Annotated in this window: 14 protein-coding genes; 8 read left to right on the top strand and 6 right to left on the bottom strand. The window is 73.0% G+C overall.

The window, feature by feature from the left end; translation table 11 throughout:
* Window positions 1-9: 9 nt before the first annotated feature.
* Window positions 10-1305 carry a hypothetical protein gene (locus ACH4UK_RS24525; protein ID WP_398359937.1) on the top strand — a complete coding sequence of 432 codons (1296 nt, stop codon included), beginning with the start codon at window positions 10-12 and terminating at the stop codon, window positions 1303-1305.
* On the opposite strand, the gene ACH4UK_RS24520 is transcribed toward ACH4UK_RS24525, so the two are convergent.
* The 3 genes from ACH4UK_RS24520 to ACH4UK_RS24510 form a co-directional block, all read right to left on the bottom strand.
* Window positions 1216-2214 (bottom strand): MerR family transcriptional regulator, encoded by a 999-nt coding sequence (locus tag ACH4UK_RS24520; protein ID WP_398359554.1) that lies wholly within the window; start codon window positions 2212-2214, stop codon window positions 1216-1218. The genes ACH4UK_RS24525 and ACH4UK_RS24520 overlap by 90 nt on opposite strands.
* Window positions 2215-2217: 3 nt before the next feature.
* Entirely contained in the window at window positions 2218-2973 is a 756-nt protein-coding gene (locus tag ACH4UK_RS24515; RefSeq protein ID WP_398359935.1) for a HEAT repeat domain-containing protein, read from the bottom strand.
* A gap of 75 nt (window positions 2974-3048) precedes the next feature.
* The gene (locus ACH4UK_RS24510) at window positions 3049-3657 is read right to left on the bottom strand and encodes a GPP34 family phosphoprotein (protein ID WP_398359552.1); all 609 of its coding nucleotides are present in this window, start codon (window positions 3655-3657) and stop codon (window positions 3049-3051) included.
* Between the two features lie 401 nt (window positions 3658-4058).
* On the opposite strand from ACH4UK_RS24510, the gene ACH4UK_RS24505 reads away from it, so the two are divergent.
* The 6 genes from ACH4UK_RS24505 to ACH4UK_RS24480 all read left to right on the top strand — a co-directional run bounded on the left by ACH4UK_RS24505 (window position 4059) and on the right by ACH4UK_RS24480 (window position 9431).
* Entirely contained in the window at window positions 4059-4403 is a 345-nt protein-coding gene (locus ACH4UK_RS24505; RefSeq protein WP_398359550.1) for a hypothetical protein, read from the top strand.
* Window positions 4404-4561: 158 nt separating this feature from the next.
* Entirely contained in the window at window positions 4562-5590 is a 1029-nt protein-coding gene (gene argC, locus ACH4UK_RS24500) for an N-acetyl-gamma-glutamyl-phosphate reductase (RefSeq protein ID WP_398359548.1), read from the top strand.
* Complete coding sequence (gene argJ, locus ACH4UK_RS24495; RefSeq protein ID WP_398359547.1) at window positions 5587-6741, top strand: bifunctional glutamate N-acetyltransferase/amino-acid acetyltransferase ArgJ; 1155 nt, start codon at window positions 5587-5589, stop codon at window positions 6739-6741. The genes argC and argJ overlap by 4 nt, the downstream gene beginning before the upstream one ends.
* On the top strand, window positions 6738-7667 hold the full coding sequence (argB, locus tag ACH4UK_RS24490) for an acetylglutamate kinase (protein WP_398359545.1): 930 nt from the start codon (window positions 6738-6740) through the stop codon (window positions 7665-7667). Before argJ ends, argB begins: the two co-directional genes overlap by 4 nt.
* Complete coding sequence (locus tag ACH4UK_RS24485) at window positions 7664-8869, top strand: acetylornithine transaminase (RefSeq protein ID WP_398359544.1); 1206 nt, start codon at window positions 7664-7666, stop codon at window positions 8867-8869. The genes argB and ACH4UK_RS24485 overlap by 4 nt, the downstream gene beginning before the upstream one ends.
* A gap of 25 nt (window positions 8870-8894) precedes the next feature.
* Window positions 8895-9431: an arginine repressor gene (locus ACH4UK_RS24480; RefSeq protein ID WP_019764598.1), complete on the top strand. Its 537-nt coding sequence runs from the start codon at window positions 8895-8897 to the stop codon at window positions 9429-9431.
* Between the two features lie 10 nt (window positions 9432-9441).
* On the opposite strand, the gene ACH4UK_RS24475 is transcribed toward ACH4UK_RS24480, so the two are convergent.
* The 3 genes from ACH4UK_RS24475 to ACH4UK_RS24465 all read right to left on the bottom strand — a co-directional run bounded on the left by ACH4UK_RS24475 (window position 9442) and on the right by ACH4UK_RS24465 (window position 12245).
* Window positions 9442-10158 (bottom strand): L,D-transpeptidase, encoded by a 717-nt coding sequence (locus tag ACH4UK_RS24475; protein ID WP_398359542.1) that lies wholly within the window; start codon window positions 10156-10158, stop codon window positions 9442-9444.
* 88 nt (window positions 10159-10246) lie between these two features.
* Window positions 10247-10846, bottom strand: a complete 600-nt coding sequence (locus ACH4UK_RS24470; RefSeq protein WP_398359540.1) for a pyridoxamine 5'-phosphate oxidase family protein — start codon at window positions 10844-10846, stop codon at window positions 10247-10249.
* A gap of 10 nt (window positions 10847-10856) precedes the next feature.
* Window positions 10857-12245, bottom strand: a complete 1389-nt coding sequence (locus ACH4UK_RS24465; RefSeq protein WP_398359538.1) for a hypothetical protein — start codon at window positions 12243-12245, stop codon at window positions 10857-10859.
* Between the two features lie 120 nt (window positions 12246-12365).
* On the opposite strand from ACH4UK_RS24465, the gene ACH4UK_RS24460 reads away from it, so the two are divergent.
* Window positions 12366-13559 carry an argininosuccinate synthase gene (locus ACH4UK_RS24460; protein ID WP_398359536.1) on the top strand — a complete coding sequence of 398 codons (1194 nt, stop codon included), beginning with the start codon at window positions 12366-12368 and terminating at the stop codon, window positions 13557-13559.
* The last annotated feature ends 11 nt before the right edge of the window (window positions 13560-13570 follow it).

Below are 13570 nucleotides of genomic sequence, written 5' to 3'. Positions count from 1 at the left end.
CTCGTCGGGATGCTGCTCATCGCAGTGGCCTTCGCCGGGCTCCAACTGACTGCGGTCACCGGGCGGGCCTCGCCCGATACGAAGAACTACCTCTCCTACGCCCTGAGCCTCGGCGGTGAGAGCCGTCAGGAGGCGGGCCGCCGGGCCATCGGCTACTCCTGTACCAGCGGGCAGCACGCGCCCCTGACCTCCATCCCCTGGACCAGCAGGAAGGCCGCGGGGGAATCGGAGGAGCAGTGCGTGCGCCGGCTGAACGACTCGGTCGCGTACTGGTCCCGTCATGGCAACACGTCGGGGATGACCGCGCCGTTCGCCAACCAGCGGTTCATGGCCATCTTCGAGGCCAGGCCCGGCTATCCGCTGTTCCTGGTCCCCTTCGTGACCGCCCTCGGTGCCACCTGGGGCCTGTGGCTCGCCGGGCTCGTCGTCGCGCTGGCCGGAAGCGTCTGCGTCCTGCTCACCCTCCGGGCCGCGGGTGCTTCCCGGCGCGCGGGTCTGGCCGGGCAGGCCCTGTACCTCGCCCTGCCCACCGGCACCGTCGCCATGAACCCCCTGAGTGACGGGCTCTCCCTGGCGCTCGGCACGGCCGTAGTCCTCGGCTGCACCCTGCTCCTGCGGGACCGGCCCCGTACCGGCGCGGCGCTCGTCACGGGCGGTCTCGCTTTGATGTTCCTCGTCCGCTACTCCCAGGCACTGCTGCTGGCAGCCGCTCTCGCCGGTGTCCTCCTGGCCTGGTCCGGGTGGCTCCGCCTGAAGCGCCGGCCGCCCACCCCCGTACTGCGGGCGGCCGGGCTGTGCGCGGTGCCGGCGGCGCTCATCTACGCCGGGGCCCATCTCCTGTCCTGGCCCATGGGCCAGGACAGCGCCCAGGACCTGCTGACCCACCACTACCAGCGCCCCGATCTGCCCGACCCCTGGCCCGCGTTCTTCGTCCAGGAGCGGGTCTTCTGGTCGGCGTGGCTCCGGCGCCAGGCCACCTACCCGGTCCTTCCCGTGCTGCTCGCGCTCTCGGCCTGGGCGCTGCTGAGGCGGCGCTCCGTGGTGCTGCCCGTCGCGCTGGCGGCGGGGGCGGCGGGCCTCCTCAACCAGGCGGGCCACCCGAACCTCGACCAGCTGCTCGGCCAGCGCCTCATCGTGTTCGTCTGGCTGCTGCCCGCCCTGGCGATCCCGCTGCTCCTGGACCGGCCGGCCGGCCCCGCGTCCGGGCCGGGTCCGTCACCGCGCGTCGCGCAGCCGAAGAACGTACCCGGCGGTCAGCGCGACGGCGCGGTCCGCGTCGTGCAGCAGCTCCCCGAGGGCACGTGAGGCGCCCGCCCCCGGGACGCCCGCCAGGGCCTGGGCCAGCCGGCCGCGTACCGGCGCGCGGGCGGTGTCGTCGGCGAGGCGGTCCACGAGCAGCGCCGCGATCCGGTCCGCCGCCGCGTCGTCGTCGGCCAGCACGCTCAGCGCGTCGGCCGCGTCGGTGTCGTTCCTGCCCGCCACGACCATGTCGACGAGCGCCGGGACCGCGACCGCCTCACCCCGGGTCCCGAGTGCCAGAGCGGCGTAGTCGCGGACCACGGCATCGGGGTTCGTGAGGGCGCCCCGCAGCAGCGCGGTGGTCTCATCGCCGGGCATCTCGGCGAGGGACCGTACGGCACGCTCCCGCACCGCGGCCGTCGGGGAGCCGAGCCCCTCCGCCAGCAGCGCCGGGCCGCCGCCGTCCGTTCGCGCCAGCGCCCATCGAAGGGCCCCGGCCACGTTCGGGTCGCTCTCGCCGAGCGCCGCCTCGACCAGGGCCTCCACCGGAACCTCGTCGATCGAGGCGAGGGCGGCGCGCTGGCGCGCGTCGGCGCTCGGGGACCCCAGGGCGCGCAGCAGCGTCACGACGTGGAGGACGTCCTCCCAGCCGGCCGGGCCGGCGGCGTGGATATGGTGCAGCCGCGTGAGCAACTCGCTCTCCGCCGCGATGCGTTCGCGCGTCCGCCGGATGAGGTCGTCGACGAGCGCCGAGGGCGCGAAGCCGGGCTCGTCGAGCGCGCGCCCGATCTCCCGCAGCGAGAGCCCCATCGCCCGCAGGCTCTCGATGTGGAAGATCCGCTGGATGTCCGCCCCGGAGTACTCCCGATAGCCGGACCCGGTGCGGCCCGAGGGCCGCACCAGACCGAGCGACTCGTAGTGCCGGAGCATGCGGGCACTGACCCCGGACCGCCGCGCGACCTCACCGATCAACACGCTCTACGGCCCTTCCCCACCGGAGCCGCCGGAGCCACCCGTGCCGCCGGTGCCGCCGGAGTCGCCCGCACCGGCGCCGTCCGCACCAGTGCCGTCCGCACCGGCGCCGAGCGCAACGACGCGCTTGGCCTCCTCCAGCGCGAACGCGAATCCGGCGTCCGGGTCGCGCAGCAGCCGTTCCGTGGCCAGCGCGTGCGCCCGTACCCGAGGGTCGAGGGCCCCCGACGCGGCGGCCAGGGCCGTCGTCATCGCGTCCCCCAGCGCGACCAGCGCCCGGCTGAGGCTCAGCTGCGTCTCCCGCCCACCGCGCCCGAGCTGTGTCGCCAGCAGCGCGCCCAACGCGGCCTCCTGCCCTTCCGGCACGAGCACGACCGCGGCCCGCCAGGCGCTCCGCGCCACCTCGTCGTCGGCGTCGGACAGGAGCGTCCGGGTGATCGCCGGCCACGCCCGCGGGTCCCCGATCTTGGACAGCGTGTGCAGCGCCTGGCTCCGCGCCCCCGCACGCTCCGAGCGGACCTCCCGGAGCAGCCGGGGAAGCGTGATGGACACCGGGTGGCGGGTGAGCGCCCAGGTCAGCATGTCGCGGACGAAGAAGTCGGGCTCGATGGCGCACCGCTCGACGAGCGTGTCGACGAACCGTGCGTCCGGCAGCGTGCCGACGGCCAGAGCGGCCCGCAGCCGTACCGGCGACCGGCCGTCCACCAGCCCCCGGAGCGCTCGTACCGTGTCCGTGTCCGTGTCGTGTCCCGTGACCGTCATCGAGACCACCTCCTCGACCAGCAGTGAAGAGCTTGTCACCGTGTCAAGGTCAAGCCGGTGCGACCCCGGCCCGGCTCACGGGCCGCGCCAGACGTTGGCGAAGGCGGTGTTCTCGATGGTGCGTCGCTGGCGTACGGCTTCCAGCTCCATGACCGCTTCGTGGACGGTGGCGATCACGGTGGTGACGGTCTCGTCGCCGGGGCGGGGTTCGTCCTCGTCGGACGGTCCGCCGTCGATGCCCGCGGCGGACGCGAGGGCGGCCAGGACGGGGTCGCCCTCCTCCAGGCGGCCGGCGGCGTGGCGGCGGGCGGGCGTGTCGACCAGCTCCACGCGTCGGGGGCCGAACGGCAACCGGCCGTCCCTCTTCTGCGTCAGCTCGCCGGCCTCCTCCAGGGCGTCCTGGTAGGCGGCCGAGAGGTCCCGGCCGCGGCGCCACAGCCAGTCCTCGATCCGCTCGTGGGGCGGTTGCCGGGTGATCCGGCCGGCGGCCTCGGCCAGCAGCCGATCGTCCGGCGCCGAGGACCCGCCCGGCACGATGAGATCGCCGTCCACGGTGACCGCACCCGCACCGACGAGATCGAGCAGCTCGGCTCCCGCGAGTGCGAGCGACAGATCACCCTGCCCCACGGTCCGTTCCGGCAGCGGTTCCATGGCGATGATGAACAGGTCTTTCGCCGTGGTCATGAACGGCTCCCCTCGGAGGCATCGAACAAGGGCGGGCCCCACCGGCCCGCCCGGCCGGAGGCCGGTTCGGCGGCGAGGCGACTGCTACGACCAGTATCGCCTCCGCCCGCCCCGGGGAGCGGCGTGGGTCGGCCGCAGCCGGTGGGACGGTCCGCCACGGCCGTGACGAGCGCTGCCGGAGGCCCGCGCGGGCGAGCGGGTCCAGCTCGGTTCTGGATCATGATCGGTCGCTTTGTGTGTCACCATGTGTACGCAACGTCACGACGCTGTCGCTTCGGTGCCCCGGGCGTCACCGCGCCCTGCGGACGGACGTTCCCGCGTGTGGCCCCACCCGCGACCGGTCCTGGTCGCCGGGAAGGGCGGGCCATGGCGACACCCCCACCATCAGAAGGATTTCCCTCATGCGCTTTCGCTCCGCCCTCCCCGCCGTCCTCGGCGTCGCGCTGCTTCTCGCCGCCGTCCCCTCGTCCGCCTCGGCCGCCGAGGGGCAGTTCCGCTACGACTACGTGACCGTCGAGGGGTACGAGGCGACCGGCTTCCTGAACAGCCCGCCCAGTGGCCGGTGCGTCAATCTCCCGGGCGTGGGCCCGGAGAACCCCGAGCCCGGACACTCCCCGAAGAACCGCACGGACGCCTGGGCGCAGGTCTTCACCGATGCCGACTGCGAGGGCGACTCCTTCCCCCTCCGCCCACACACCGGCGGGGCCTCGGAGCGGCTGAAGGTGCGTTCGGTCCTCTTCCTCTGACGTACCGCCGTACGCACCGCCCGCGCGGTGGGACGCGCTGCCCGGGTCGACGGCCCGTGCGGCGCGTTCGTCGTTCGGGGGTCGGGGCCTGCCGGGGAGCACTTTGCATAAAAGTGCGTCGATGCGTATAGTCATGCCATCGATCAGGAGGGTTACCGATGGCGGTACGAGCAGCAGTGGCAGGGGCGAGCGGGTACGCCGGCGGGGAGCTGCTCCGCCTTCTGCTGGCGCACCCCCAGGTCGAGATCGGCGCCCTGACCGGGCACTCCAACGCCGGGCAGGCGCTCGGATCGCTCCAGCCGCACCTGCGGCCCCTGGCCGACCGGGTGCTGGAGCCCACCACCGCCGAGGTGCTCGCCGGGCACGACGTCGTCTTCCTGGCGCTGCCGCACGGGCAGTCCGCTGCCGTCGCCGAGCAGCTCGGGGACGAGGTCCTCGTCGTCGACATGGGGGCCGACTTCCGGCTCGAGGACGCCGGCGACTGGGAGACGTTCTACGGGTCCCCGCACGCCGGAACCTGGCCCTACGGGCTGCCCGAGCTGCCCGGCGGGCGGGCCGCGCTCGCCGGGTCGCGGCGGATCGCGGTGCCCGGGTGCTACCCCACCGCCGTGTCCCTCGCCCTCTTCCCGGCGTACGCGGCATCCCTCGCCGAGCCGGAGGCCGTGATCGTCGCCGCCTCGGGCACCTCCGGGGCGGGCAAGGCGGCCAAGCCGCATCTGCTCGGCTCCGAGGTGATGGGCAACATGACCCCGTACGGCGTCGGCGGCGGGCACCGCCACACGCCCGAGATGATCCAGAACCTCAGCGCCGCTGCCGGCGAGCCGGTCACCGTCTCCTTCACGCCCACCCTCGCGCCCATGCCGCGCGGCATCCTCGCGACGTGCAGCGCGAAGGCGAAGCCGGGCGTCGACGCGGAGAGCCTGCGCGCGGTGTACGCGAAGGCGTTCGCCGACGAGCCGTTCGTGGACCTCCTGCCCGAGAGGCAGTGGCCCGCCACCGCCGCGGTGTACGGCTCCAACGCCGTACAGATCCAGGTCGCGTACGACGCGGCCGCCGGTCGGATCATCGTGATCAGCGCCATCGACAACCTCGCCAAGGGCACCGCCGGCGGCGCCCTGCAGAGCATGAACATCGCCCTCGGACTTCCCGAGGACACAGGTCTCACGACGATCGGAGTTGCACCGTGAGCGTCACGGCAGCACAGGGATTCTCGGCGGCGGGCATCGCCGCGGGGATCAAGGACAGCGGGAACCCGGACCTGGCCCTCGTGGTCAACAACGGTCCCCGTCGCGCAGCCGCGGGCGTCTTCACCTCCAACCGCGTCAAGGCCGCCCCGGTGCTCTGGTCCGAGCAGGTCCTCAAGGGCGGCGAGGTCACCGCCGTCGTCCTCAACTCCGGTGGCGCCAACGCCTGTACGGGACCGCAGGGCTTCCAGGACACCCACGCGACGGCCGAGAAGGCCGCCGAGGTGCTGGAGGGCCACAGCGCGGGCGAGATCGCCGTCGCCTCCACCGGCCTCATCGGGCTGCTGCTCCCCATGGACAAGCTGCTCCCCGGCATCGAGCGGGCGGCGGCCGCGCTCAGCGAACACGGCGGCGAGAAGGCCGCCATCGCCATCAAGACCACCGACACCGTGCACAAGACGGCCGTCGCGGGCGGCGAGGGCTGGACCGTCGGCGGCATGGCCAAGGGCGCGGGCATGCTCGCCCCGGGCCTGGCCACCATGCTCGTCGTCCTCACCACCGACGCCGACGTCCCCGCACCGGAGTTGGACGCCGCACTGCGCGAGGCCACCCGGACCACCTTCGACCGGGTCGACTCCGACGGCTGCATGTCCACCAACGACACCGTGCTGCTGCTGGCCTCCGGCGCCAGCGGCCGCACCCCGGAGCAGGGCGAGTTCGCCGAAGCCGTACGGGCCGTCTGCGCGGACCTCGCCCGGCAGCTCATCGGCGACGCCGAGGGCGCGTCCAAGGACATCCGGATCGAGGTGATCAACGCGGCCACCGAGGACGACGCCGTCGAGGTCGGCCGGTCCATCGCCCGCAACAACCTCCTCAAGTGCGCCATCCACGGCGAGGACCCCAACTGGGGCCGGGTCCTCTCCGCGATCGGCACGACGAAGGCCGCCTTCGAGCCGGACCGGCTCAACGTCGCCATCAACGACGTCTGGGTCTGCAAGAACGGCGGTGTGGGCGAGGACCGCGAACGCGTCGACATGCGCTACCGGGAGGTCAAGGTCACCGCCGACCTCGCCGCGGGCACCGAGTCGGCCGTCATCTGGGCCAACGACCTCACCGCGGACTACGTCCACGAGAACAGCGCGTACAGCTCATGAGCGCCGCGCGGAAGCACACCGCACTGCCGAAGGCGCAGATCCTCATCGAGGCGCTGCCCTGGCTGACCCGGCACAACGGCAAGACCGTCGTCATCAAGTTCGGCGGCAACGCCATGATCGACGAGGAGCTGAAGGCCGCCTTCGCCCAGGACGTCGTCTTCCTGCGGCACGCCGGCCTCAAGCCGGTCGTCGTGCACGGCGGCGGCCCGCAGATCAGCGCCCAGCTCGACAAGCAGGGCCTGGTCAGCGAGTTCAAGGCCGGGCTGCGCGTCACCACCCCCGAGGCGATGGACGTCGTACGGATGGTGCTCGCCGGACAGGTCCAGCGGGAGCTCGTCGGGCTCCTCAACCAGCACGGCCCCCTCGCCGTCGGCATGACCGGCGAGGACGCCCACACCATCACCGCCACCCAGCACCGGCCCACCATCGACGGAGAGCTCGTCGACATCGGCCGGGTCGGCGAGATCACCGCCATCGACACCGGGGCCATCCAGGCCCTGCTGGACGACGGCCGTATCCCGGTCGTCTCCTCGATCGCCCGCTCCGCCGACGACCACCACGTCTACAACGTCAACGCGGACACCGCGGCCGCCGCGCTCGCCGCCGCCCTGAACGCCGAGACCCTGATGGTCCTCACCGACGTCGAGGGTCTCTACGAGGACTGGCCCAAGAGCGACGACGTCATCAGCCGGCTCACCGCGAGCGAGCTGGAGAAGCTGCTGCCCGAGCTGTCCAGCGGCATGGTCCCCAAGATGCAGGGCTGCCTGCACGCGGTGCGCAACGGTGTGGAGACCGCCCGGGTGATCGACGGCCGGGTGCAGCACTCGATCCTGCTGGAGATCTTCACCGACGAGGGCATCGGCACGATGGTCGTCCCGGACGCCCCCGTCGACGTACACACAGGGCACGAACAGGGGGAATCATGACCGGCACGGAGACCGCGGGGCTCACCTCGCGCTGGCAGGGCGCGCTGATGGACAACTACGGCACGCCCCGGCTGCCGCTCGTCCGCGGCGAAGGCGCCCACGTCTGGGACGAGGACGGCAACCGCTACCTCGACTTCGTCGGCGGCATCGCGGTCAACGCGCTCGGCCACGCCCACCCCGCCGTCGTCGAGGCCGTGTCCACCCAGATCGCCTCGCTGGGCCATGTGTCGAACCTCTTCATCGCCGAGCCGCCCGTCGCGCTCGCCGAGCGGCTGCTCCAGCTGTTCGGCCGTCAGGGACGGGTCTTCTTCGCCAACTCCGGCGCGGAGGCCAACGAGGCCGCCTTCAAGATCGGCCGGCTCACCGGGCGCACCCACATGGTCGCCACCGACGGCGGCTTCCACGGCCGGACGATGGGCGCGCTCGCCCTCACCGGCCAGCCGGGGAAGCAGGAGCCCTTCCGCCCGCTGCCCGGTGACGTCACCCATGTGCCGTACGGGGACGTGGACGCGCTGCGGGCCGCCGTGACCACCGACACCGCGCTGCTCGTCATCGAGCCGGTGCAGGGCGAGAACGGTGTCGTCGTCCCGCCCAAGGGCTATCTGGAGGCCGCCCGGGAGATCACCCGCGCGACCGGCACCCTGCTCGTCCTGGACGAGGTCCAGACCGGCATCGGCCGCTGCGGCCAGTGGTTCGAGCACCAGGCCCACCAGGGCGTCGAGCCCGATCTCGTCACCCTCGCCAAGGGTCTCGGCGGCGGTCTGCCGATCGGCGCGACCGTCGCGTTCGGGCCGGCGGCCGACCTGCTGAAGCCGGGGCACCACGGCACCACCTTCGGCGGCAACCCGGTCGCCTGCGCCGCCGGACTCGCCGTCATCGACACCCTCGCGGCCGACGGCGCGCTCGACAACGTCAAGCGGCTCGGGGAGAGGATCCGCGACGGCGTGGAGGCGCTCGGACACCCGCTGGTCTCCCATGTCCGCGGCAGTGGCCTGCTGCTGGGTATCGTGCTCACCGGACCCCTCGCACCGCAGGTGCAGCAGGCGGCCCAGGGAGCCGGCCTCCTGGTGAACGCGCCCGCCCCCGATGTCGTACGGCTCATGCCGCCACTGATCATCGGTGACGCGGAGGTGGACGCGTTCCTGGAGATCCTGCCGAGCGCTCTCGACGCGGCACACGGGGACGGACGATCCGGAGCATGACCCTTCGGAGAATGAGGCGACGACGATGACCGAGGCGCAGGAAACCGAGCACGGCGGGCCGTCCGTGCCGCAGACCCGCACCGCCCGCCACCGCCGGATCGTGGACATCCTGAACCGCCAGCCGGTCCGCTCGCAGAGCCAGTTGGCCAAGCTCCTCGCCGACGACGGGCTGAGCGTCACCCAGGCGACCCTCTCCCGGGACCTCGACGAGCTGGGCGCGGTGAAGATCCGCAACACCGGCGGCGAGCTGATCTACGCGGTGCCGAGCGAGGGCGGATTCCGCACCCCGCAGGCCCCGCTGGGCGGCTCGGCCAAGGAGGAGCGGATGCGCCGGCTCTCGGCCGAACTGCTCATCTCGGCGGAGGCCTCGGCCAACCTCGTGGTGCTGCGCACCCCGCCGGGCGCGGCCCAGTTCCTCGCCTCGGCCATCGACCAGGCCGAACTGCACGACATCCTCGGCACCATCGCGGGCGACGACACGCTGATGCTCATCAGCCGCGATCCGAACGGCGGTCAGGCGCTCGCCGACCACCTGCTGAGGCTCGCTCAGAACGACCGCTGAGCCGCCCCGTTCAGTAGCGCGTGATCGCGGTCGGGCCCGAGAGGGTCCCGACCGCGATGTGCGGTCGCCGCTCCGGCTTCGCCCACGCCAGGATCTCCGCCATGGCGTCGGCGGGGACCGAGACGCAGCCGGCCGTCGCCCCGCGGCCGTTCACATGCAGGAAGATCCCCGCGCCCCGGCCGCGCACCGGACGGTCGTAGTTGAACCCGATCACCAGCGCGCGGGCGTACTGCGTCCCGTAGGACACCAGGTGCTCGGCCTCCGCCGCCCGGCAGTCCGCGGGGCGCGGTTGCACCCAGCGGTTGTACGCGCGCGCGTCGTTGTCCTGGCACCACCAGGAGTCCTCGGTGACCTCGCGGTACGGATACGTCGTGCCGGCCGGGGCGTCCTCGACGCCGAAGGCGTACGGCAGGTCGTAGAGGCCGGTCGGGGTGGTGCTGGTGCCCTGCTCCCGGGTCGCGCCATCGGCCAGCCCGTTCGCCCCGAACCGGGCGGGCGCCGACCCGGCCTCCGCCCATCGGCCCCCGCGCCGCTCCCACCAGGTCACCGTGCCCGTCGTGGAACCGGTGTCCGGGGCCTCGGCCGTGATCAGCTGGGAGCCGCCTCCCGTGTCCGCCAGCCGGTCCGGCAGCGGAGGGACGTCGGAGGAAGGGGCGCCGGCCGGTCCGGCCCCGAGGGAGCCGGCCAGGGCGAGGAGTACGGCGGCGGTCACCAGTGGTCTGCGCATGTTCCGGACCGTACGGCGGCCGGCGGGCGCGCCCCACCGGACCTGCTCCGTACGGCTCAGCGGCTCACCCCGGAAGGGGCGGCGGGTCTCACTCCGGGACGGACGCCGTCAGCGGTGGCAGCGGGAGCGGCAGGCCCGGCAGCCCGTCGATGCTCGTCGCGATGTCCTGCTTCTTCGCGAAGTAGGCGCCGAGGCTCTCGTCGTCCTCGCGCCCGAACCGGTCCGCGTGCAGCGTGCGGTCCTCGTCGTAGCTCAGATACGGCACGGCGAACCCGCAGGTGTCGCGGATCAGTTCGGCGCTCACCACGATGATCGCGCGCAGCCCGTGCGGGGCCGGGTCGACGGCCGGGAAGCGTTCGAGGAGCCCGGGGAAACGGGGGTCGTCGCGGAAGACCGGCTCACCGCGGCCGTGCACCCGCACGATGTTCGGCGGGCCCTGGAAGGCGCACCACATCAGGGTGATGCGGCCGTTCTCGCGGAGATGGGCGACGGTCTCCGCGTTGCTCCCGGCGAAGTCCAGATAGGCCACGGTCCGCTCGTCGAGGACGGCGAAGGAGCCGGTGACCCCCTTGGGGGAGAGGTTCACGGTGCCCTCGCCGTCCAGCGGGGCCGTGGCCGTGAAGAAGATGTGCTGCTCCTCGATGAACGTTCTGAGTCTTCCGTCGATACGTTCGTGCGTTTTTCCCATGATCTTATTATTAATCCCTTCCTGGCTGGTGGTGCCGCTCCGCCGCCCGCAGCAGCCGCTGAGCCGCCACCCGCACCGCACGCGGCCGCTCCGGCGCGGACCGCTCGCGCAGCAGGGCCTCCGGAATCCCGGCGGCCTCCGGCAGCAGGGCCCGGGTCGCCGCCCGCACCACGGCCGGGCTCGGGTCGTCCAGCAACGGTGTCAGCCGTTCCCGTACCACCGCCTCCAGCGCGCGCAGCCCGGTGATCGCGTGCAGCCGCACGGCGGGCAGCGGGTGCGCCGCGAGGGCCCACAGGGCCTCGGTGTCCGTCGCCCGCTCCCCGCACTCGCCGAGGCCCGCGGCGGCCCCCGGGTACGCGGCGGGATCGGCGCACAGGGTCCGGTAGAGGGGGAGCGGGTCGACGCCGCCCTGCCGCAGCACGTAGCGCGCACAGGCCCGTACGACGGCGGACCGGTCGGCGAGGAACGGCTCCGCGGCGCTGTGCCGACCGGTCCGCCGCAGCGCGGTCACCCCGGCCGAGCGCACCCGGGAAGCACGGGCCGTCAGCAGCCGCTCCAGCACGGCGTCGTGGTCCCCGTCCCGTACGGACTCCCCGGCGGTGTCCGTGGCCGGCGGGCCCGACAGGGCGGCGACGGCGGCCTCCGCGCAGAGGTCCTGGAGCGTGACGTCACCGCAGGTCGCCGCCGTGTCGGCCAGGCGCATCGGCGTCAGCAGCCCGCGTTCCACCGCGATCCGGTACGCGCACCGGCTGGTCGCCCGGTCCCGGTGGGCCGTCAGGGTCAGCACCTCGGCCGCCGGTCCCTCCCGCAGCGCGCCCTCCAGCAGCGCCCGTGCGAAGTCGCCCCGGTCCCGCCGCGACAGCCGCAGGATCAGCTCGGCCAGCGGGAGCAGGGCGCTGCCGGGCAGTTCGGCGAGCAGCGTCCGGGCGCGCTCGCGCACCGGAGGCGCCCAGTCCGAGCACCGCACCACCAGGAGCGGACGCAGCTCCGGGGCGGTGCCGGCCGCGTCCAGCGCCGCCTCCCGGATCCGCCCGTCCGGGTGGCAGAGGGCGATGGCGGGCGGCGGAGGGGGAGGCGTGGGCACGGGCGGGGGAGCTGTGCGGGAACGGGTCGTCCCGCGCAGCCGGTCCAGCCAGGTCCGGGCCGGTCGTCCCGGCTCCTCGGCCGTGCGTTCCGGCTCCTCGGGCGGGCGGGACAACAGCCACGGGCGGTCGTCGAGGTTCCGTACCCCGGCGTCGAAGGCCAGCCACGCCTCGGCCGACGCGATGTCCAGCACCTCGGCCGGCGAAGCGCCCTCGCGCACCCGCACCACAGCCTTCAGGATCTCCCCGTCACCGCCGTCCACCACGGCCCCCGTCTCCTCGTCGTCGGAGGCCGATGCTAGAGGTGTTCCGGCCAAGAAGCGCCGCCCTTTTCCGTCCGCACGGCCAGGTGCACCGCCCTGACCTGCCGTTTTGACAAACAATACGGAGGACTGCATAGTTATACCCATCAGTGATTGCACCGTAAGGAGAAACCCGTGACCGAGCGCGTCGTACTCGCCTACTCGGGCGGCCTGGACACCTCCGTCGCCATCGGCTGGATCGCCGAGGAGACGGGCGCCGAGGTCATCGCCGTTGCCGTGGACGTCGGCCAGGGCGGCGAGGACCTGGACGTCATCCGCAAGCGCGCGCTCGCCTGCGGTGCCGTCGAAGCCGAGGTCGCGGACGCCAAGGACGAGTTCGCCGAGGAGTACTGCCTCCCGGCGATCAAGGCCAACGCCCTCTACATGGACCGCTATCCGCTGGTCTCGGCCCTCTCCCGGCCGACCATCGTCAAGCACCTCGTCGCCGCCGCCCACAAGCACAACGCCGGGATCGTCGCCCACGGCTGCACCGGCAAGGGCAACGACCAGGTCCGCTTCGAGGCCGGCATCTCCGCGCTCGGCCCCGACCTGAAGTGCATCGCCCCGGTCCGCGACTACGCGATGACCCGGGACAAGGCGATCGCCTTCTGCGAGGAGAAGAACCTCCCGATCGCGACCACCAAGAAGTCCCCGTACTCCATCGACCAGAACGTCTTCGGGCGCGCCGTCGAGACGGGCTTCCTGGAGGACATCTGGAACGGTCCGATCGAGGACATCTACGAGTACACCGAGAACCCCGCCGTCCAGCGCGAGGCCGACGAGGTCGTCATCTCCTTCAAGGAGGGCGTGCCCGTCGCCATCGACGGCCGCCCCGTCACCGTCCTCCAGGCGATCCAGCAGCTCAACGAGCGGGCCGGTGCGCAGGGCGTCGGCCGGATCGACATGGTCGAGGACCGGCTCGTGGGCATCAAGTCCCGCGAGGTGTACGAAGCGCCCGGCGCCATCGCGCTGATCACCGCCCACCAGGAGCTGGAGAGCGTCACCGTCGAGCGCGAGCTGGCCCGCTACAAGCGGCAGGTCGAGCAGCGCTGGGGCGAGATGGTCTACGACGGCCTGTGGTTCTCCCCGCTGAAGCGGGCCCTGGACGGCTTCATCAACGAGGCCAACCAGCACGTCACCGGCGACATCCGGATGACCCTGCACGGTGGCCGCGCCGTCGTCACCGGCCGGAAGTCCAGCGAGTCGCTGTACGACTTCAACCTCGCCACCTACGACTCGGGCGACACCTTCGACCAGTCCAAGGCGCAGGGCTTCATCGAGATCTTCGGTCTCTCGTCCAAGATCGCGGCCAAGCGCGACCTCGCCTGACCCTCCTTCGT

The organism is Streptomyces sp. NPDC020884 (assembly GCF_044333935.1).
Lineage (GTDB): Bacteria > Actinomycetota > Actinomycetes > Streptomycetales > Streptomycetaceae > Streptomyces.
Note: the sequence above shows the minus strand (reverse complement) of the source record. Positions and strands in the feature narration are given on the sequence as shown.

Coding starts and splice junctions, on each gene's coding strand:
- ACH4UK_RS24515 (WP_398359935.1), bottom strand. CDS start 2,973: ATGACGGTCACGGGACACGACACGGACACGGACACGGTACGAGCGCTC.
- ACH4UK_RS24505 (WP_398359550.1), top strand. CDS start 4,059: ATGCGCTTTCGCTCCGCCCTCCCCGCCGTCCTCGGCGTCGCGCTGCTT.
- argB (WP_398359545.1), top strand. CDS start 6,738: ATGAGCGCCGCGCGGAAGCACACCGCACTGCCGAAGGCGCAGATCCTC.
- ACH4UK_RS24475 (WP_398359542.1), bottom strand. CDS start 10,158: ATGCGCAGACCACTGGTGACCGCCGCCGTACTCCTCGCCCTGGCCGGC.
- ACH4UK_RS24485 (WP_398359544.1), top strand. CDS start 7,664: ATGACCGGCACGGAGACCGCGGGGCTCACCTCGCGCTGGCAGGGCGCG.
- argC (WP_398359548.1), top strand. CDS start 4,562: ATGGCGGTACGAGCAGCAGTGGCAGGGGCGAGCGGGTACGCCGGCGGG.
- ACH4UK_RS24510 (WP_398359552.1), bottom strand. CDS start 3,657: ATGACCACGGCGAAAGACCTGTTCATCATCGCCATGGAACCGCTGCCG.
- ACH4UK_RS24470 (WP_398359540.1), bottom strand. CDS start 10,846: ATGGGAAAAACGCACGAACGTATCGACGGAAGACTCAGAACGTTCATC.
- ACH4UK_RS24525 (WP_398359937.1), top strand. CDS start 10: ATGCTGCTCATCGCAGTGGCCTTCGCCGGGCTCCAACTGACTGCGGTC.
- ACH4UK_RS24480 (WP_019764598.1), top strand. CDS start 8,895: ATGACCGAGGCGCAGGAAACCGAGCACGGCGGGCCGTCCGTGCCGCAG.